This is a genomic window from Parasphingorhabdus halotolerans (genome assembly GCF_012516475.1).
GTDB classification, from domain to species: domain Bacteria; phylum Pseudomonadota; class Alphaproteobacteria; order Sphingomonadales; family Sphingomonadaceae; genus Parasphingorhabdus; species Parasphingorhabdus halotolerans.
Map to the genome: position 1 here is coordinate 2,362,686 of NZ_CP051217.1, position 18,499 is coordinate 2,381,184.

General features: G+C 50.0%; 20 protein-coding genes and 1 tRNA gene. 15 read left to right on the forward strand and 6 right to left on the reverse strand.

The window, feature by feature from the left end; all coding sequences use genetic code 11:
• Nucleotides 1–213 precede the first annotated feature (213 nt).
• The gene (locus tag HF685_RS11645) at nucleotides 214–1,008 is read left to right on the forward strand and encodes an undecaprenyl-diphosphate phosphatase (RefSeq protein ID WP_168820119.1); all 795 of its coding nucleotides are present in this window, start codon (nucleotides 214–216) and stop codon (nucleotides 1,006–1,008) included.
• Between the two features lie 17 nt (nucleotides 1,009–1,025).
• On the opposite strand, the gene HF685_RS11650 is transcribed toward HF685_RS11645, so the two are convergent.
• On the reverse strand, nucleotides 1,026–1,961 hold the full coding sequence (locus HF685_RS11650) for a complex I NDUFA9 subunit family protein (RefSeq protein ID WP_168820120.1): 936 nt from the start codon (nucleotides 1,959–1,961) through the stop codon (nucleotides 1,026–1,028).
• Nucleotides 1,962–2,151: 190 nt separating this feature from the next.
• On the opposite strand from HF685_RS11650, the gene HF685_RS11655 reads away from it, so the two are divergent.
• The 10 genes from HF685_RS11655 (at nucleotide 2,152) to HF685_RS11695 (ending at nucleotide 12,076) form a co-directional block, all read left to right on the forward strand.
• Nucleotides 2,152–2,238: transfer RNA gene (locus tag HF685_RS11655), tRNA-Leu, on the forward strand.
• A 216-nt stretch (nucleotides 2,239–2,454) separates the two neighbouring features.
• Nucleotides 2,455–2,655: a helix-turn-helix transcriptional regulator gene (locus HF685_RS16725; RefSeq protein ID WP_168820121.1), complete on the forward strand. Its 201-nt coding sequence runs from the start codon at nucleotides 2,455–2,457 to the stop codon at nucleotides 2,653–2,655.
• 118 nt (nucleotides 2,656–2,773) lie between these two features.
• Nucleotides 2,774–4,213 carry an ATP-binding protein gene (locus HF685_RS11665; protein WP_211051153.1) on the forward strand — a complete coding sequence of 480 codons (1,440 nt, stop codon included), beginning with the start codon at nucleotides 2,774–2,776 and terminating at the stop codon, nucleotides 4,211–4,213.
• A gap of 8 nt (nucleotides 4,214–4,221) precedes the next feature.
• Nucleotides 4,222–4,842 carry a TOPRIM nucleotidyl transferase/hydrolase domain-containing protein gene (locus HF685_RS16115; RefSeq protein ID WP_211051156.1) on the forward strand — a complete coding sequence of 207 codons (621 nt, stop codon included), beginning with the start codon at nucleotides 4,222–4,224 and terminating at the stop codon, nucleotides 4,840–4,842.
• Nucleotides 4,843–4,844: 2 nt separating this feature from the next.
• Nucleotides 4,845–6,680, forward strand: coding sequence for a UvrD-helicase domain-containing protein (locus tag HF685_RS11670; RefSeq protein ID WP_168820122.1), 1,836 nt, complete (start codon nucleotides 4,845–4,847; stop codon nucleotides 6,678–6,680).
• A gap of 245 nt (nucleotides 6,681–6,925) precedes the next feature.
• Entirely contained in the window at nucleotides 6,926–7,441 is a 516-nt protein-coding gene (locus HF685_RS11675; RefSeq protein WP_168820123.1) for a hypothetical protein, read from the forward strand.
• On the forward strand, nucleotides 7,442–9,571 hold the full coding sequence (locus HF685_RS11680) for a type IV secretory system conjugative DNA transfer family protein (RefSeq protein WP_168820124.1): 2,130 nt from the start codon (nucleotides 7,442–7,444) through the stop codon (nucleotides 9,569–9,571). It begins immediately after the preceding gene.
• A gap of 67 nt (nucleotides 9,572–9,638) precedes the next feature.
• Nucleotides 9,639–10,487 (forward strand): FRG domain-containing protein, encoded by an 849-nt coding sequence (locus HF685_RS11685; protein ID WP_211051159.1) that lies wholly within the window; start codon nucleotides 9,639–9,641, stop codon nucleotides 10,485–10,487.
• A gap of 139 nt (nucleotides 10,488–10,626) precedes the next feature.
• Nucleotides 10,627–11,076: a DNA N-6-adenine-methyltransferase gene (locus HF685_RS11690; protein WP_168820126.1), complete on the forward strand. Its 450-nt coding sequence runs from the start codon at nucleotides 10,627–10,629 to the stop codon at nucleotides 11,074–11,076.
• 4 nt (nucleotides 11,077–11,080) lie between these two features.
• Nucleotides 11,081–12,076: a replication-relaxation family protein gene (locus HF685_RS11695; RefSeq protein WP_168820127.1), complete on the forward strand. Its 996-nt coding sequence runs from the start codon at nucleotides 11,081–11,083 to the stop codon at nucleotides 12,074–12,076.
• On the opposite strand, the gene HF685_RS11700 is transcribed toward HF685_RS11695, so the two are convergent.
• The 3 genes from HF685_RS11700 to HF685_RS11710 form a co-directional block, all read right to left on the reverse strand.
• Nucleotides 12,054–12,368 (reverse strand): DUF2958 domain-containing protein, encoded by a 315-nt coding sequence (locus HF685_RS11700; RefSeq protein WP_168820128.1) that lies wholly within the window; start codon nucleotides 12,366–12,368, stop codon nucleotides 12,054–12,056. The genes HF685_RS11695 and HF685_RS11700 overlap by 23 nt on opposite strands.
• 101 nt (nucleotides 12,369–12,469) lie before the next feature.
• Nucleotides 12,470–13,315 carry a hypothetical protein gene (locus tag HF685_RS11705; RefSeq protein ID WP_168820129.1) on the reverse strand — a complete coding sequence of 282 codons (846 nt, stop codon included), beginning with the start codon at nucleotides 13,313–13,315 and terminating at the stop codon, nucleotides 12,470–12,472.
• A complete protein-coding gene (locus HF685_RS11710) occupies nucleotides 13,312–13,746 on the reverse strand; it encodes a hypothetical protein (protein ID WP_168820130.1) in 435 nt (144 codons plus the stop codon). Before HF685_RS11710 ends, HF685_RS11705 begins: the two co-directional genes overlap by 4 nt.
• A gap of 196 nt (nucleotides 13,747–13,942) precedes the next feature.
• Here HF685_RS11710 and HF685_RS11715 point away from each other — a divergent pair, with 196 nt between their 5' ends.
• The gene (locus HF685_RS11715) at nucleotides 13,943–14,236 is read left to right on the forward strand and encodes a helix-turn-helix domain-containing protein (protein ID WP_211051162.1); all 294 of its coding nucleotides are present in this window, start codon (nucleotides 13,943–13,945) and stop codon (nucleotides 14,234–14,236) included.
• A gap of 88 nt (nucleotides 14,237–14,324) precedes the next feature.
• On the opposite strand, the gene HF685_RS11720 is transcribed toward HF685_RS11715, so the two are convergent.
• Nucleotides 14,325–14,717 (reverse strand): hypothetical protein, encoded by a 393-nt coding sequence (locus HF685_RS11720; RefSeq protein WP_211051164.1) that lies wholly within the window; start codon nucleotides 14,715–14,717, stop codon nucleotides 14,325–14,327.
• A 76-nt stretch (nucleotides 14,718–14,793) separates the two neighbouring features.
• Entirely contained in the window at nucleotides 14,794–15,144 is a 351-nt protein-coding gene (locus tag HF685_RS11725) for a helix-turn-helix transcriptional regulator (protein ID WP_168820133.1), read from the reverse strand.
• A gap of 400 nt (nucleotides 15,145–15,544) precedes the next feature.
• Here HF685_RS11725 and HF685_RS11730 point away from each other — a divergent pair, with 400 nt between their 5' ends.
• Genes HF685_RS11730 through HF685_RS11740 form a run of 3 tightly spaced genes read left to right on the forward strand, consistent with a single transcriptional unit; the run spans nucleotide 15,545 to nucleotide 18,461 of the window.
• On the forward strand, nucleotides 15,545–16,702 hold the full coding sequence (locus tag HF685_RS11730) for a type IV secretory system conjugative DNA transfer family protein (RefSeq protein WP_168820134.1): 1,158 nt from the start codon (nucleotides 15,545–15,547) through the stop codon (nucleotides 16,700–16,702).
• 53 nt (nucleotides 16,703–16,755) lie between these two features.
• Complete coding sequence (locus tag HF685_RS11735) at nucleotides 16,756–16,947, forward strand: hypothetical protein (RefSeq protein ID WP_168820135.1); 192 nt, start codon at nucleotides 16,756–16,758, stop codon at nucleotides 16,945–16,947.
• The gene (locus HF685_RS11740; RefSeq protein WP_168820136.1) at nucleotides 16,944–18,461 is read left to right on the forward strand and encodes a recombinase family protein; all 1,518 of its coding nucleotides are present in this window, start codon (nucleotides 16,944–16,946) and stop codon (nucleotides 18,459–18,461) included. The genes HF685_RS11735 and HF685_RS11740 overlap by 4 nt, the downstream gene beginning before the upstream one ends.
• The last annotated feature ends 38 nt before the right edge of the window (nucleotides 18,462–18,499 follow it).

Here is an 18,499-nt window from a genome sequence, read left to right on the forward strand (position 1 = left end):
TCTAAAATAAATTTGTGAGAGAGTCACGGAGAAACGGCAATATAGGACAGAATAACTGCCTTATAAATTGCTGGAGGCTATGCTGTTAGTCAGATTGACATATCGAATGCGTATAAAAGTCTCGAAACGGACATATATTTTCTGCACGACATTATATCGCAAGATCGCTATTGCCCCGGCAAAATCCGCATCAAATTTTGCAAGGCTTAACTTATGACGTTCATCCAGATGTTGCTGCTCGCGATCGTTCAGGGCGTAACCGAATTTTTGCCGATTTCTTCCTCGGGGCATTTGATCTTGCTGCCGGTTTTTACCGGCTATGCCGATCAGGGCCCGATGATTGATATTGCCGTGCACGTCGGTTCGCTATTGGCCATCATCGCCTATTTCTTCAAAGATGTGATCGCACTGGGAAAAGGCGGATTGGCGTCCATCGGTATCGGTCAGGCTCCGGCAGAACGCCGTCTCTTCTGGTGGATTATCATCGGCACAATACCGGCCGTGATCGTCGGGCTTTTTCTGAAAACAGGCGGCTACCTGGAAGGTTTTCGCAGTACAACGCTCGTCGGCATCAATCTTATCATCTACGGTATATTGCTGGGAGTAGCGGACCGGCTCGGTCGGCAAGTCAAGTCATTCGAGGATATGACTCTGAAAGACGGCATCATCGTCGGCCTCGCTCAGGCGCTGGCGCTCATCCCTGGCACCAGCCGTTCCGGCGTGACCATGACGGCAGCGCGCTTTCTCGGGTATAGCCGCGTGGAAGCCGCCCGCTTTTCTTTCCTGCTGTCTATTCCGGCGGTCGCTGGTGCCGGAATATTGATCGTCCCAGATCTTATGGACGCCAATAGCGAACTGCTGAAAGAGGCGCTGATCACTGGCGTACTGACCTTTATTGCGGCGTTTGCTACCATGACCTTCCTGATGCAGTTTTTACGCAAAGCATCAATGATGGTTTTCGTCGTCTACCGGGTGCTAATGGGCGTGGCGCTCTTGATCTGGTTCTAGTTTATGAAGAGTTTGCGCTAGCTAACTTTGGCTTTCGCGCCAAAGCGGCCATGATTAATATATTTCTCAATCCATCCACGGGTGACGGCCGCAAGCGGCGTGGCGGCAATTCCCAGATCGCTTAAACCAAGTGCGCCATCGGCAACCACATTGTCTCGCTGCAGCATCTTATACTGGTCGGTCGACATCGGGGAGCCGGGCATCATCGCCATGACCCGGGCGGTAATATCTGGCATATCTATAAAGCTGCGGTCCCGTCCGGTCATCTGCGCGATCCGGCGGTTCAGGTCGCCCATGCTGATGACCTCTGGCCCGCCTAGCTCATATGTCTTGCCGCTATGTTCGCGCGCATTTTCCAGTGCTTCGGCAGTAGCATCGGCAACATCGCCAACATAGATCGGCTGGAACTTCGTATCACCCCCGATTATCGGCACCACCGGCAGCATCGCAATCAATCCGGCAAAGCGATTGATAAATTCGTCTTCCTGACCAAATACAACCGAAGGCCGCAATATGGTCGCGCTGGGGAAAGCTTCTCTCACCGCATCTTCGCCGGCCGCTTTGCTTCTGCCATATTGCGAAGGCGATGCCGGATCCGCGCCGATGGCCGACATTTGGACCAGCGCCGAACATCCCGCGCTTGCCGCTGCCTCTGCAACATTGGCCGCACCTTGGCCGTTTACTGCATCCATACCGCGGCCGAATATACCGACCAGATTAACCACCGCATCGCAGCCGGAAACGGCCCGGACCACACTCTCTTTCTTGGTGACATCGGCGCTGGCAAACTGGGTCTGGCCCAGATTACCCAGTGGCTTGATATGCATTGCGTTTTTAATGTTACGCTCGGCAATCCGCACACGCGCACCGCGCGTCAAAAGCTGTTGCGAAACATAACGGCCCAAAAACCCGCCGCCGCCAAAAACACATATAAGTTGCCCGTTGAGCGTCATAATTACCCTATTTTGTTTTCGTGATCCAGAAGACTGCGCCTGCAGCCCGATTTAAAACGCTTTTGCCCTACCTGGAGCAAGCGCGCAATATCGGATTCCAAAGCTGCAAAAGAATAGCCATATGAATCATTGACAATATCGCCCGCCACCCGCTAATCGCGCGCCTCTGATCAGGCAATATGCCCGGTAAGCCCAGATGGCGGAATTGGTAGACGCGCATGCTTCAGGTGCATGTATTCGCAAGGATGTGGAGGTTCGAGTCCTCTTCTGGGCACCAAGATTTCTAATAAACTATTGAAAATAATTAGAAAATTAGAAAATTGAAATTTCAGCCCACCTAATAGGCCACCTCAAAACTTGCGATGCTATGCTCGGCAATGTTCCGGTTTGAAGAACTTATTCTCTCAAATGGGATTCGCTGCTAGCGTGTCGATGCCTCGGGGTATTGTCGTAACCTTGAGCATCGCGATGCTCTCTTAACGGAGAAATCGTGATGAGGATACTTTCAAAGCGTCAGTTGAAGGAGCTAGTTTTATACTCACCCCAGCACATCGCACGACTGGAAAAGGCAGGCCTATTCCCCAAGCGGGTACAGCTAGGCCCGAACAGAGTGGGATGGGTTGAGGCCGAGGTGCTAGATTGGCTCGCCGTCAAATTGAAAAGCCGCGAAGAACCAGCCCGACACTCCTACTAAAGGAGCGGGTGATCGGGTTTGCAAGCCCGGTCACCCAATTTAAACAACTGACAATCAGTAAAGTTTCGAGTATTATTACCCTATATCCAAAAGACGGAATAAATGGGCATAACTTGAAATGAAAATCGACCGCATCGACATAAAAAACTTCCGCCGGCTTGAAAATATATCAGCCGGGATTGAAGAGCGAGAGACGGTGTTTGTTGGTCCTAACAACAGCGGTAAGACGTCAGCGACAGCAATCTTCAGATGTTTCCTTGGACAACGTAAATTCAAAATTTATGATTTTTCGGTCGCACGGGTAGTTGATTTCGACACATTTGGCGTTGACGGCGAAGCGGAAACACTTCCAGCAATTGAATTGGATATTTGGTTCAAGATCGATCCCAACTCGATTGAGTATGGACGAGCGATTACGCTACTTCCAAATTTGGTAGGCAATTTTGAACGACTAGGCGTGCGACTGCGCTATACGACACCCGACCCCGTCAAACTTCGCGATGCATTCATGGCAGCACACCCGCAAGAGGAAGGCGAGCCGCAAACCAAGACGCTATCCGCATTTCTTTCGAATGACAGTGAACTCAATCGTCATTTCGAGGTCACCTATGCTTCGCTCGATGCTACTAATGCGGAAGTGGTCGCATCACCATTGGACAAAGACGAAGGTAGAAATCTGCTCAACACTCTCGTTCGTATTGACTTTGTGGAAGCGCAGCGCAACATCGACGATGAGGAAGGTTCTCGAAGTAACAAGCTGTCGAACGCGTTTGCGGGCTTTTACAAAAACAATCTTGAACGGCCCGAGGTAGCAGAAGCGGCGCACCGCGTTATCGATGAGAATAACGATAAACTCACCACTCATTATGCTCAGCAGTTCACCGGGATTATGGTCGTGATTAAAGGGATTGGCGTTCCATCGATGAACGATCGTGAATTGCAGATCGTATCAACGCTTAATCCTGAAACAGCGTTGCGTGGAAGCACAGATCTTCTGTATATTGACACTGAACGCGGGCATCAACTGCCAGAACTGTACAACGGGCTGGGGTTTAAAAACCTCATCTACATGGCAATTCAAGCCAAGCATTATCATTCCCAATGGGTACGCACCGCCCAGAACCGTCCGCTTTGCCAGATTATCTTTATCGAAGAGCCAGAGGTGCATTTGCACGCTCAGGTGCAGCAGACGTTTATCGCAAATATTTGGGAAGTTATTCAGCAATCTGCAATCGCAGAAGAGGCTGGCGACTGGATTCCCCAACTAATAGTGACAACCCATTCCTCGCATATATTAGACGCGACTGAGTTCGGTAAGGTGCGCTATTTTCGACGTTGTCACTTGCATGGCGAAGCACCAGAAACCGCTAAAGTCTTGAACGCAACGCAGGTTCACAGCCTCAGCGACTTCCAACCTACGTCAGTTCAATTGGAAGGTCAGGAAGCTTCGAAGGAAGAGGTGTTGGCATTCTTAAAGCGCTACCTGCGTTTGACGCATTGCGACCTTTTTTTGCTGATGCAGCAATTTTGGTTGAGGGATCAGTCGAGAAACTTTTGATGCCTACAATGATTGACCGAGCCGCAAGCAGATTAAAAACATCTTACCTTACCGTTCTGGAGATCGGCGGCGCTTACGCTCACCGTTTCGATGAGTTACTCGCATTCTTGCACATTCCCTATATCATCGTGACAGACCTCGATTCAGTCCATCCAGACGGGCATCATCCAGCTTGCCGTGCCGACACGGCAGGTGCGCTAACATCTAACGCAACTTTGAAGCACTTGCTTGGCTTGAATTCTATTGCAGAATTGATAGCAGCTACACCCCAGCAGAAAACGGATGAAGAGCGAGACCGATACATAACGTTCCAAAAAGACATTGTGGTGACTGATGGCGATGACACTCTAACGATGCGACCGCGCACACTGGAGGAAGCATTTGCTTACGAAAATTTCCCACTCTTGCGAGACGGAACCCTGAATTTGCGTTTTGCTGTGCCAGCGGGTCTCGATGATGCTTATGAAGCGATATATGATCGTATAAAATCAAGTAGTTTCAAGAAAACCGACTTCGCAATGGATATGCTTTCCAGCGACACAGTTTGGAAGGTTCCAGAGTATATTTCCGACGGACTTCGATGGCTTGAAACGCGGCTGCACGGCCCAGTCAACGATGAGCCCGCATAGATATGTCAGACCGCATCCAAACCGCCGCAGATGAAGCAGTCCGTGAATGCCTTGCCACGAATCGTAGCTTTGCACTGATCGCAGGCGCAGGTTCTGGTAAGACCACTTCTCTTGTTGACGCGCTTGGTGAAGTTCGGAAAACGCATGGAGAGACCCTCCGCCAGAATGGTCAACGGGTTGCCTGCATCACATTCACAAAACGAGCTGTCGCAGTTATCGGAGAGCGACTAGGCTTCGACGATCTGTATAAGGTGTCAACGCTCCATAGCTTCCTATGGGGCGAGATCGGCAGATTTGGTGACGACATCCGAGACGCGCTTATAAATCACCGATTGCCCGCCTTGATTGCCAAAGCTGCTGAGCAAGACACTGGCAAAGAAACGAAGACAGCCCGCAAAGCAAGGGAGAAGGTTGCTCGATTGGAGAATGAGCTGGCTGGCTTGCCAGAGGTCGTGTCATTCTCATACGATGATGCTGTTTTCAGCGACTATTTGAATGGGAAAATGAGCCATGATGATGTTATCGAAATCGCCGGTTACCTTTTCCGCGAGCGAGCGACTTTCCGCCGATTGATTGGTGCTCGTTATCCATTCATTTTTGTGGATGAAGCTCAAGATACGTTTGTGCCTATCGTTGAAGGCATAAATCAGACCTGCGCGCAGCCCGGTTTACCCATAGTCGGTTACTTCGGCGATCCTTGGCAGCAGATTTATGATGGCAGGGCGGGCGACTTTGCCCCTCCAGAAGATGGGTTATCAATCACCAAGGTTGAGAATTTCCGCTGCTCTCCGCAAGTGATCGAGTTTTTGAATGCTTTCCGTGCAGATGTTCAACAGGTAGCGGCGGGTCCAAATGCCGATGTGGAAGGCAGCGTAGAAATAAAGTTGGTCCGAGCGGAGGCACCTGAAGGAGAGCGCAAGCGTTACTCAGATGCACAACTGGACCGCGCATTAGCTGCTATGGACCAGGCTATCGAAGGCTGGGGTTGGACAGACCAGCCCGATATTATCCGGCTTTTTCTGGTCCGGCAGATGATTGCTCGGCGTTTGAAATTTTCTGGATTGCAACAGCTTTTTACCGGGCAATTTGCTTCAATGCGCGCTCAGGACGATTACGAATCAGGTGACCACCACCTTCTAAAGCCATTTCTCACAGTTATTTGCCCGCTGATCGAGGCGTTTCAAAATAACGAGAGCCGCAAGATTATCGACATTCTAAGGACCAGTAGCCCAGCATACGATCCGCACGGTTCCAACGCTGACCGCAAACTGAAGGATATGATTGACCAGTCTCAAGCCCAACTCAAAGAGCTGGTAGAACATTGGGAAGCGTCATCAATCAAAGATGTGCTGACGTATTGCCGTGATCGTGAGCTGATACCAGTATCTGATCGACTAGCTGAGCAACTCGATAGAGCGCCCCGAACGGAAGAATTCGACGAAGAGTTGCATAATGAGGAGAAGGGAGATTGGTTGGCCGATGGCCTATTCGCTATGCCCACAACGGAGCTGTTCGCATACCGTGATTTCATTTCGGAGAATACGCCATATAGCACGCAGCATGGCGTGAAGGGTGAGGAATATCCGAACGTCCTTGTCGTATTTGATGATATTGAAGCTAGCTGGAATCAATACAGTTTCTCAAAGTTATTAACGCCGGGAACTGCGGGCGAACCAACTGAGGGGCAGCAGGAGCGCGGTCGCAAACTTGCTTATGTGTGTTTTTCACGTGCAGAACGGAATTTGAAGATTCTATTTTTTACGCCTGAGCCAGAAAAGACAAAGGCCGAGCTGATCGAGAGAAAGTTAATTCAGCAAGAGCAGATATCCATTGCTTAACGCGAACCACTATCCCCATAACTCGCCCGAACCTATCCCCATTCATAGCTGAGCATCGCACACCGTAGCTGAACAGAACGCCCAAATGGCTTTTCGTGACTTCATAATTTTCTCGATAAAATTATGAAGAATTTCCCGAACCCAATTTTCCTGAAATATCTCTCAAGGTCAGAATACACTTGACCCTCTCTCTTATTTCATAAGACGATACAACTGCTTGTCACAGCAAACAGAGGGGGACTGAAATGAATCTATTATTTAAGAGAGAACAAACACCGGGCAAAATAGCGCGTATCAATTTTAAGCTTTGGGCGAAGCTGGAAATTACCGCCGATGAAAAAGCGCTGATGGACAGATACAGCTTCGCCAATGGCGCATTGGTCGAAGTGATACAGCCAAATCTTATCCGCACGGCAGCAGCGCTGGGCTTTGCGGTATTTATCGTGACCGGTGTCGTTCTGTCGGCAATGGCCGGAACCAAAGTGGCAGTTGTTCTGGGATTGTTGGCTGGCGGCGGTGCCGCCTATTGGTGGATCAACGAGAAGCGCGAAACAATCTATGTTCGCGATTTGCTGGAGGGTCGAAATTTCAAATGCAGCAGCGTGATTGAACTGGCTAAGCAGGAAGCCAGATTGCACGATATGGTTTATGTTCTGCGGCAGGTGGCCGAAAGCGCCAAGCACTGGGACGGCGCAGAAACTATTGAAATCGATGCGCTGCCAAAGGATGAGGCGCGTCAGCTCATATTGCGACTCGCTTAAATGCAATTACCGTTCGGTGCGCGTGTCCATGCCTTTTGGCATCGATTGTTCAGGCCCAGCGAAGAAGAGCTGGTTCGCGAACAATATCGCGCTGCCGAACAGGCCTTTGTCGAAACCGGTATTGACGGCGACCATAACCGCGCTGGATTGATTGATCGTCTGACTGCCGATATTTGCCAACATCTCGATATTCCGCACGACGGTCAAAGCATTTCAAACAGTCAGGCAGATGGCAAGCCACCTTCGCAAGCGGCCATTATCGGCGCGTTCGTGCGGCTGCTGCTGGATTATGAAGAGCTGTATATTCTGCCTGCGATTGACTGGAGCCAGAAGCGCACAATTGCCGAGCTTTGGGACATTCGGGAAGGGCTGACCCGGCAACAAACACTGGCCGACAATTTTGATGCAATTTATCGCCAGCTTGGCGAAACCGTCTGTCAGATACTGAGCGCGATCTACACTGCCTGTCCGGCATTGCGAAACGCGAGTGAAGATCAAGAGGGCATTGCTGTTGAAACCGATTTGCTTCGCAGCATTGCCGACTTGGGCAGCGTGACTGGTGCAACGCTGCAATCAGCCTTTGACGAAGAACTGGAAGAGTTAGGCGTCCTGTCTCGTTTGCGCGGCAGGCTTGAGCGCAATGTTGTCGCAGCATCGGGCGGCAATCCCGCTGATCCAGCGAGCTTCAATCGCGCTCCCAAAATGCCGGAGCAATTCGATGCGAAATCGCCGGAGCAAATGGTCGAAACCTATCTCGCCGGAACGCCGTTGTTGGAGCTATTTGACCAGCGGCTCAATTTCACGATCCTCACCAAATCCCGTTTCGAGCATCATCACATCGTTGCAGGTTCAGGCCACGGCAAAACGCAAACGCTCCAATATTTGATTGCGCAGGATTTGGCTGCAATGGAGCAGGAGCCGCGTTCGATTGTTGTTTTGGATAGTCAGGGCGATTTGATCCGCAATATCTCACAGATGGCCGTTTTCGGACCAGAGGGGGCACTGCGCGATAAGATTGTCATCATTGATCCGACCGATGTTGAGTATCCAGTATCACTCAACCTGTTCGATGTCGGCATGGACCGCTTGCAAGGCTATGCGCCGCTGGAGCGCGAACGGCTGACCAATTCTATCCTTGAGCTTTATGATTTTGTACTGGGCACGCTGCTTGATGCCCAAATGACGCAGAAGCAGAATGTGATCTTCCGTTATGTAACGCGGCTCATGCTGCATATTCCCGACGCCACCATTCACACTTTGCGCGAGCTTATGGAGCCGGGCGGCGAGAAGAAATTTGCTGACAGCATTGCCAAGTTGACCGGCACGGCCAAACATTTTTTCGAGACCGAATTTTCGTCCCGCGAATTTGAACAGACTAAGAAACAGGTGCTACGCCGTCTTTGGGGTATCTTGGAAAATCAGACCTTCGAACGAATGTTTTCGCATCCACGATCCAAGCTCGATCTGTTCAAGGAAATGAACGCAGGCAAAATCATCCTGATCAACACGGCCAAGGATTTGCTGAAGGAGCAGGGAACAGAAATCTTTGGCCGTTTTTTCATCGCTATGATTGCACAGGCTGCGCAGGAACGCGCCACATTGCCGCCAGAAAAGCGTATCCCAACCTTTGTATATATCGACGAAGCGCAAGATTATTTTGACCGCAATATCGGCATTATTCTAGCTCAGGCGCGCAAGCAAAATGTCGGAATGGTGCTGGCCCACCAGTATCTCGGCCAATTGGAACCCAAGCTGCAAGAAGCCTTTGCCGCCAATACCGCAATCAAATTTGCAGGCGGTGTCTCAGCCAAAGATGCAAGGGTCTTAGCACCAATGCTTTATACGCAAGCCGAGTTTATTGAAGCCCAAGGCAAAGGCAGTTTTGCAGTGCATATCAGAGGCGCTACCAAAAGCGCAGTTCCTCTGACATTTCCGTTCGGCTATTTGGAAGGCCTGCCGAAAATGTCCAAAATCGACCGCCAGCGCTTGCAGCAGATTATGCGGCAGAAATATGCTGTCCATCATTCTGCACTGATTGGCATCGGAATGATTCAAGAAAACGGATCGGATGCGCCAAAACAGCCCAAACCATCTGGCCAGACTGATATTGAACCCGGCGACCAATGGTGAATTTGAAGGTTCAAAATGTAGTAGCGCACGTAAAACTAACTCAAACTGAATAATTATGGAGAGAGAATTGGCCGATTTATCCAAACTTACTATTGCAGGTTGCGGCTTCGAGACGGACGTCTCAGGTCAAAAGGTATTCCATGTGAATAGTCCTCATGCCTTGATGCAAGCAATCGGATACTTGAAGCATATATCTGAGCCTTGGGAACGGATATTTGTGCGTGGCCAACGTAAGTTATACGGTTCAATGCGGCCGACACTTTATAGAGGAATCTCAAGTAACACTGCACAAGATAAACGTCATCGAAAGCTCTCGAAAGTAATAGAGGATTTTTCGGCTTCAAGTAAGCTTTTTAAAAGTATTCCAGATTACGCTCAGGAGCCGCTTTTGCAGCATTATGGAATTCAAACTACATGGCTCGATATGGTTGATAATGTATGGGTGGCTCTTTGGTTTGCAGTTCATCGCGCTCAGTCAACCGGTCTTGAAAATCAATATATGCACTTTGATGCACGAAATTCCTCTGACGATGGAGAATTTGCCTACATTTTATTGATACGCACGGACGATAGTAGGAAAGAGCGGGTAAAAAAAGGTATAGCAAAAGGCAAGCTCACCGAAACAGTTGACTTGCGGATCGCTGCACCATCGGTTTTTCTTCGTCCACATGCACAGCATGGGTTACTTTTTCGCGCTCGCGGCACTGAAGGCGGAAGATTAGTTGATTATTCCGATTTGGTGGCAGGCGTCTTGAGATTTTCGTTGGAGCATGGAAAAGCTTGGCTTGGATCAGGCGCGATGCATACTGTCAGAAGTTTGTTCCCTCCTCCGTTTTTTGATGATGGCTACAAGATTCTTCTTGGTGTTGAGCACTCAGAAAAGACCGTTGGCTTGATAACGCACGTTGGCGCTTAAAGTTTAATTGTAAAATTATTACTTGAAAATGCTCCATCACTGCTGCGTATTGCTTCTCATTCGTGAAAATACCGCACGGTTACAAGCGCTTATTCCATGCATATGAAGCGAGTCCTTTCGACAAAAAGAGGACTGAAAAATGGCAATAAGTAGCGTTTTATATTCAAGCCGCAGCGAAGAGTGGGCGACACCGCCGGATTTCTTCGCCTCACTCAATGCTGAATTTGGTTTCACTCTTGATCCCTGTGCAACAGCGGAAAATGCCAAATGCGAAATTTTCTATACCAAGTCTGAAAACGGCCTTGAGCAGGACTGGGGCGATCACATTGTATTCTGCAATCCACCCTATGGCCGCAATATTGGTGACTGGGCCGAGAAATGCTATCTAGCCTCGCTTGCCGGTGCGACTGTGGTGTTGCTGGTGCATTCCCGCACAGACACGCGCTATTTCCATAACTGGATTTATGGAAAGGCTGAACTGCGGTTTGTGAAGGGCCGCCTGAAATTTGGCGATGGCAAACAATCTGCACCTTTTCCTTCACTGGTCGCTATTTTCCGTCCGAGCCTGCCGATTGCACTCGCAGCGTAGCATCTTGCGCGATCAGCCCGACATTTTTGGGCGGCGCAGCCGGTTGAAGCCCTCTTCAACCGGCAAATGCGTTCGTCCAACCAAGCGCGATATGCTCTGGTTCGGCAAACTTGCCGAGCATGGACCGCTGCCGTCGTCATTCTTGCTCGATTTTGCAAATCACAGTCATGCGTCAAAAAAACGTGCCAAGGAACGGCTGACCGATTTATTCCATGAGCAGCTGACGCCGCATGGCGGTCCATATCTGATAAGACCGCTTCAACAATTTCGCACGATCGACAGCCGGTATAACCAGCTTGTCTATGATCTGGCACCGGCAGCAATAGAAGCTTTGGCAGGTGACCGTGATTACGATTTCATAAGACCAACGCGATCCGGGCCTTGGCTCCACAACTTCATGGTGAGCTGCATCACGGCCTCGATAGAGCTGGCTTGTCTCGATGATCCTTATCTGAATTACATTCCGCAAAGCCAAATATTGCGCCGCGCAAAAGTGACAATGCGCTACCCGACGAATGTGACCGATCCCGTATCCGGCAAGGCATATCGGAAAGACTTAGTTCCCGACGCGCTATTTGGTATTGAGTATCTGGGCGAGCAGGGAAGCAGATTCCGATTTTTCGCGGTTGAAGCCGACAGGGCCACCGAACCGGCGACATCGCAAAATTTCAATCGCAAGAGCTTCAGGCGACACTTGCTGCAATATCAGCAATATATTGAGCAGGGCTTATACAAGCAGCATCTCAATCTCACCGCGCCGATGTTGGTGTTAAATGTAACCACCACCGAAAGGCGGTTGGAGAAAATGTTGAAAGTAACGGAGCGGCATTTTCCCGACGGTTGCAGCTATCAGCTTTTCCAGTGCTGGAATGATTTTGGCCCCGTGTTTACGCCGCCAAAACCAATGCCAGCACTGCTACATCGAGACTGGAGACGAGCAGAAAAAGAGCCAAGACTATGCTTGGCTCTAGCAGGGACTAAAACCCTTCCTGAATTCTGAGTTTGGAAAAGATGATCGGGCGGAAATGCACATCGCATTCAATGCGCGGGATTGTTTTAGCAATCCGCAACGCTTCCAATTCCGATATGGCAACATAACCCCATTCATCTGCAACCATTCCGGTGACATAGCCAAACGCAATGTCCTGACCATCAAATTCGGTCAGGTACCATGTTGCGCTGCCATAGGCGTGGAACAGTTTGCAATGAACAATTGGATCGGCCAGTTTTTCCTGACTATATAAAGGGAAGCCCTTTAGGCGCGCTTCCACTTCGCGGCGTATATTCATCATCTGCACTCCTTGCTCTGTGCCAGCATGATTGCTGACATGAGCTAAGTGTGCGGGATGATTGAGCTGCTGAAACGTACACCAAAGGCGGTGAAAATGGGATGCTATTCGGGCAAGCCAATCACATACTCCAACGGAATGTCGACTACAGATACGAGCCTATATTGAAGGTCGTTGGTGTTATTGACGAAGTTCGTGTCCCACCTCGCTGTCCTTAAGTCGCCAACATCTTTAACAGTTTTAGGGTGAATTTTGCCACCATTTGGTATGTCGTTGACTTCAATCCTGATCGCTTCGTATGGCGCAAGGGTAAAGCGGCCCCCAACGACTGCTTTTATCACCCTGTCTTGGGCAGGCTGCGCTCGTTCCGGCCTAAAAACATTTTTCATTGGCTCACGAGCTGTTTCAGAAATTCTCTCTGCTTCCATCTCGTTGACTTCTTGTTCCAAAATACTTTCCCATGTCATGGATTTGTAAAGCGTGAGCAACAGCATCCCGATTATCAAGCCTGTTCCCATCATAGTCCGAAGTGAAGCGCCATCATCGTCGGGATAATCTTCCGGTTTGCGATTGACGCCCATGACCATCGTGGTGACGTGAAAGGCTGTTGGAACGAGAGGAATCATGTTGAATCCCGGCATCATGTCGAACAGCGCCGCAAAGACTGGCAGCGTCACCAACCAAGACCGGCCAATCATTCCGCCGCGTATCCAAGTGATCCCAATCAGGCAGGTCAGGAAGAATAAATGCCACCAGAATGCAGGTAGTGTATCTTGACCTGCAACTTGCCCGAGCGCGCCCACAACGGCAGAGTTCGAGCCAAAATAGGGAAGAATATAAGTGGGCGTATTGAGCAGCAGATACAGCCCAAAAAACACTGGCCCTGATTTCAATGCAGCTGACACCAACGACAGCCATTTATGCAGGTCTTCTTTGCTTTGCGCGCTCATTGCCACCGATCCCGAATAGCGGATTTCAGTTTTTCAATACGGAGAGTAGATCGCTCGGCATCGCTGCTACTGCCCGTTCCTGCGCCGAAAAAGCGCATTTCGACCGTGCGGCCATCGGGCTTGAGCGTCACGATAATATTGATGCTGAAAGATGTACCGATTATTGTTTGGCCGAAATTTGGCTGATCAGTAAAATTGATCTGATTTATCGACGCGTCACGACCTGTATATTGGTATCCCTGCGCTTTGCCGATAGCGACCATGCCATCAAAGAAATTGTCGGGTCGTTTGGAAAGCGTCAGTGTCTCAACCGTGTTGAATTGCGAGCTGTTGCCGCTCAAACTTCCAATGGCGCAGCCTGACAGCGTTCCCGTTGTCACAATCATCAAGGCCGACAGCGCAGCCATGCGTTTGATATTCAATAATTTCATATTACCCCCTCTTTTTCATTCCACTTCAAAACAAGTTCATATTCCAATTGGTATATAACTGTTCGGTATATATTCCAAGTGGAATTTATCTGCACCGGAAAATGGATTTCCGGGACGCGAAATGAGGACTGAAATATATTCAGATGAGCATCAAAGGCTCAGAATGATATTGAAACGTGAACGGCTTGCAGCCGGATTGCGCCAGTCTGATATTGCCGAAAAAACGAACCGTTCTCAGGCTTACATTTCCAAATTTGAAAAAGGCGATTTGCGGCTAGATTTGGTCGATTTCGCGCTCTTTTGTCGGTCTATCGGATGCGATCCACACGAAGTATTTGATGAAATTTTTGGAACGAGACCACGCCAAGCAGAACGAACTCGCAGTCAGGCAATTGGGTTGGCGGAAAAAGGCGATGATGGACAAGACCTAGCCTTTGAAGTCCAGCCCTTGAAGCGTTTGCCGTCTGATTCTGCACTTAAGGATCACTAACAAATCAGCCCTGCTTCGCGCCGCTGCTCAGGATATGGTGGCTGGCAGCTATGCAAAGCGGTGGGCTGATTTGTATCTCGGTGGCAGTCTAACCTAACGCCGCCGCCAGTTGCTCTGTAGGGCCAAGCATGGCGGCCTCTGCCATCGCCAAAGCTTCAAAAATGACAGTATGACGGGGTTCTCTGTCCCAGCATTTTTCGCGTTTCGGCTGCCAAGGCGTAAGCTCGGGGAAGCGAGCTACTAGCGCTTCGGCTTCGAGGTATTTATTGTCATATCGCCGGGGCCGTTCAACGGCGACGTCAAGCACCGGATGCTGGGTGGCTTTTTCTACAATAACGGCAATGAGCTGCTGTGATTTTGGTCCCTTGCGGCATTTTTCATTCAGCTTTTGCGTCACCACGACATTCGGGCAATAATCACGAATGAGAGTATCTGCAAAGTTGGAGGCCTTTTTCGCATCTTTGCTCGCGGTGATTGACATTTGCCAATGACGCAGCCTGCCTCTGTCCAAGAAGACAACACCGACGCGGCCTGTCGCCACCGCGAACGATAGAAAGCTAAGTTCTTTCATAAGGCGATCTTGTGTCATTCATCCGCCGCGTCACGCGCTCCAGAGTCGCAGAACGGTTTATGGTGCCTACATGATTGCGCACATCATTGGAGAGCGATGGCATCTGGTGGCGCAGTTTCTTTTTTCCATACTCCATCAAATCGGCAAATAGGCTTTCAAAGGACCGGCCATAGATGAGCGATAATTCGCAAATCTGCGGCAGTGACGGAATTTTGCGGCCATGTTCCAGCGCCGATATTTCTTTGTCGGTCGTGGCCATCAGATGCGCCAGATCATTTTGGGTAAGTCCCGCCTTGCGCCTTGCGAGGCGCAGGTCGTGGGAGAATTGTTTTAACATATGCGTTGATTACGATTACTAATATCGCATCAGCATAGAATGTTGACCTACTGCCGCTCTAGCAGGCGCAATGCCCCCAGTTTGTCTGTTTTATGTGCCTATCGAAAAACACCACCTATATGGTATGGACGCACCGTTAATGCCGGAAAGGTGAAACCTTTCCGGTGAGTGCGACATACCACATAGGTGATGTGTTCTTAGAATTACCGCCATGCTTGTTTCCTAAAGGGCAGAATATCTAAAATTCTGCACCCGATGCAAGACGGCTTATCAATTCCTCTGGGCCACCATTGGCCGCCTAGCCATATCATGCCTTTCATGGCGTATTGTGCGCAAGCTCAATGTCCACAGCCGCTTTCGTAGCCTTTTTGCCAGCAGCTAGGCGCATGATAATGCGCCCATGCAAAACTCCGTCACCATCATAGGCAATGCGTTCCATCGCACTACGCCAAGGCGATTTGGCATTCAGCAAGCCGACCGGCTCCATCATTTTTTCGCGATGGGACAAACTGGAACTGGTAAATCAACCCTGATTGAACAGATGGCATTGCAGGACGCAGAGGCCGGGCGCGGCTTCTGCATCATCGATCCACATGGTGATATGGCAGAAAGCCTCGCGGGTAAAATCAAACAGTCTCACATTCATTGGCGGGTTGCAGATGCTGCTAGTCCCTATGGCTATAATCCGCTCACTCCTGCATCCGCCAAGCACCGACCGCTCATTGCATCGGGCCTGATTGAAACGCTCAAAAAGCAATGGTCAGATAGCTGGGGCGCACGAATGGAGCATCTGCTGCGCTATTCAATTCTGGCGCTCTTGGAGCTGCCGCAAGCCGATATGCGCGACATCACGCGAATGTATATTGATAAGGATTTTCGCAGAACTGTCGTTCCGCGCATTACTGATCCGCAAGTCAGGGCCTTTTGGACCGAAGAGCTGCCCAAAATGAACTATATGACCTCGATTGACGGGGTTGCGCCGATAGCCAACAAGCTAGGCGCGTTTCTGGCGCATCCGATAATGCGAACGGCATTATGCCAGCCCAAAGAGCCGCTGCGCTTTCGCAAGATCATGGACGAAGGCCGGATATTGATAATCAATCTGGCCAAGGGCCAGCTTGGCTCTGACAATGCCAACGTGCTTGGCGGGTTGATCGTTTCCAGCATCATGAACGCTGCGTTTTCCCGCCATGATACGCCGCTTGAAAAGCGCCGTCCGTTTTTCCTTTATGTCGATGAATTTCATAATTTCACCACTGAGAGCTTCGCAGAGATGCTTTCAGAAATGAGAAAATACAGGATTTCGATAAACCTGTTTTGCCAGCACAGTTCACAGATGGAAAAGCCCGTCTTTGAGGCCGTATTGGGTAACTGCGGAACCGTGCTGAGCTTCAGGCTTGGTGCGCACGACGCGCCGCTTATGGGAAGGCAGCTTGGTGATTTGCCGCCTTATGCTCTGGTGAGCTTGCCTAATTATCGCGGCTATTGCCAATTGATGATCGGCGGCCACAAAACGCCCGCATTCAGCATTCAAACTTGGCGACCAGACCTTCCGTAATTGTCGCCTTTCGGGTTCTACTGAGAACCACTGCAATCCCGTAAACTGAAAAAATGGACAAAAAACTATCAGCAGAAGAACAGGCATTGATCGCAAAATTGGAAGAAGATTTCCTCCAGCAATATTTTGAAATCTGCAAACGAACCTACGAGCAAATGGAGCGCGACGGCACATGGCCGTGGGAATCCGATTCGCCAAATTTTGAAAATTTGATAGATTCGGAAGATAACCCCGAAACTTCATGAAAACTTGCTTTGCCTACATCCGCGTCTCAACCGTCAAACAGGGTGACGGCGTTTCGCTGGAGGCACAAAGAGAAGCGATCACGCTGTTTGCACAGCGCCATGACATCGCCATCTCGAAATGGTTCGAAGAGAAGGAAACCGCCGCTAAAAAAGGCAGGCCAATTTTCAACCGGATGGTATCCGAATTGCAGAAAGGCGGTGCGAACGGCCTCATCGCCCATCGTATAGATCGAGGAGCGCGCAATTTCGCTGATTGGGCTAGGATTGGCGAGCTTGCCGATGCTGGATTTGATATCCACTTCGCCACCGAAAGTTTGGATTTTCGTTCTCGCGGCGGCCGTCTGGCAGCAGACGTGCAGGCAGTGGTAGCGGCTGACTATATCCGCAACCTGCGCGAGGAATGCATCAAAGGTTTGAACGGACGACTCAAGCAGGGCTTCTATCCGTTCAAAGCCCCGCTTGGCTACAACGACAATGGCGGCGGCAAACCAAAAACTATTGACCCGGTCAGAGGGCCATTGGTCAAAACCATGTTCGAGCTATATGCGACCGGCAATTATTCGCTCTGGTCACTGGTTCCTGAAATCAACGGGCGCGGCCTGCGTAACGAGCGCGGACAACCTGTTTCCAAACAGGGTGTCGAGAAGATGCTACGCAATCCATTTTATGCCGGCATCATGTTTGTGAAAAGTTCAGGCAAATCATATCCTGGCATCCACAAACCTTTGATCAGCGTTGATCTCTACCGAAAAGTTGCTGATATCCGCGAAGGTCGCGACAACAAGAAAGTGACCAAGCATGGCCACCGCTATCGCGGCTTATTCCGCTGTATGCATTGCGATCAGGCCATGATCCCTGAGAAACAAAAGGGGAGAGTATATTATCGCTGCCAGCTCAAACCCTGCATCACCAAGACCGTTCGCGAAGACATGATTGAGGCAGAGGTTCAGTCGCTGCTTAAACGCTTCGTGCTCAGCGACCGACAGGTTGAAATCATCTATCAGAAATTTGTTGCATGGGTAGAAGCGGGGCAAGTGCTGGATCAAGCGGAAAAGGCACCGTTTGAAATCATCAAGCTCAAAGAGCGGTTATCGCGATTGACCGACAAATATGTTGACGAGATGATCGATACCGAAATCTATCAGGCCAAGAAAACTGAAATTTTGCTCGATACGAAAAAGTGGGAGGCACTAGCCGCGCAAACCACCAAAAAGGGGGAGCGTTTGGCGCAGATACGAAAATTCCTCGAACTGGTGAGAAGCCTTTATACGCAATATGTTTCGGCCCTTGCCGAGCAAAAACGGGAAATCGTGAAAATGGCGACCTCGAACCGCTTGGTAGACCGAAAAAACATAATGATTGAGCCGCCGGAATGGCTCTTGATGATCGAGTCATTGCTCGATCCGGCATATAGTGAACAGTGTAATACCACTTCTCGAACTTTTGACGCGCTTATCGAGCAATATGAAAGTCTCGCACAGTTAGGCAATCTGCAAAAGGCCCACCAGCATTAGGCAGAGAATTTCTATAAAATAGGCTATAATGCCAAGAC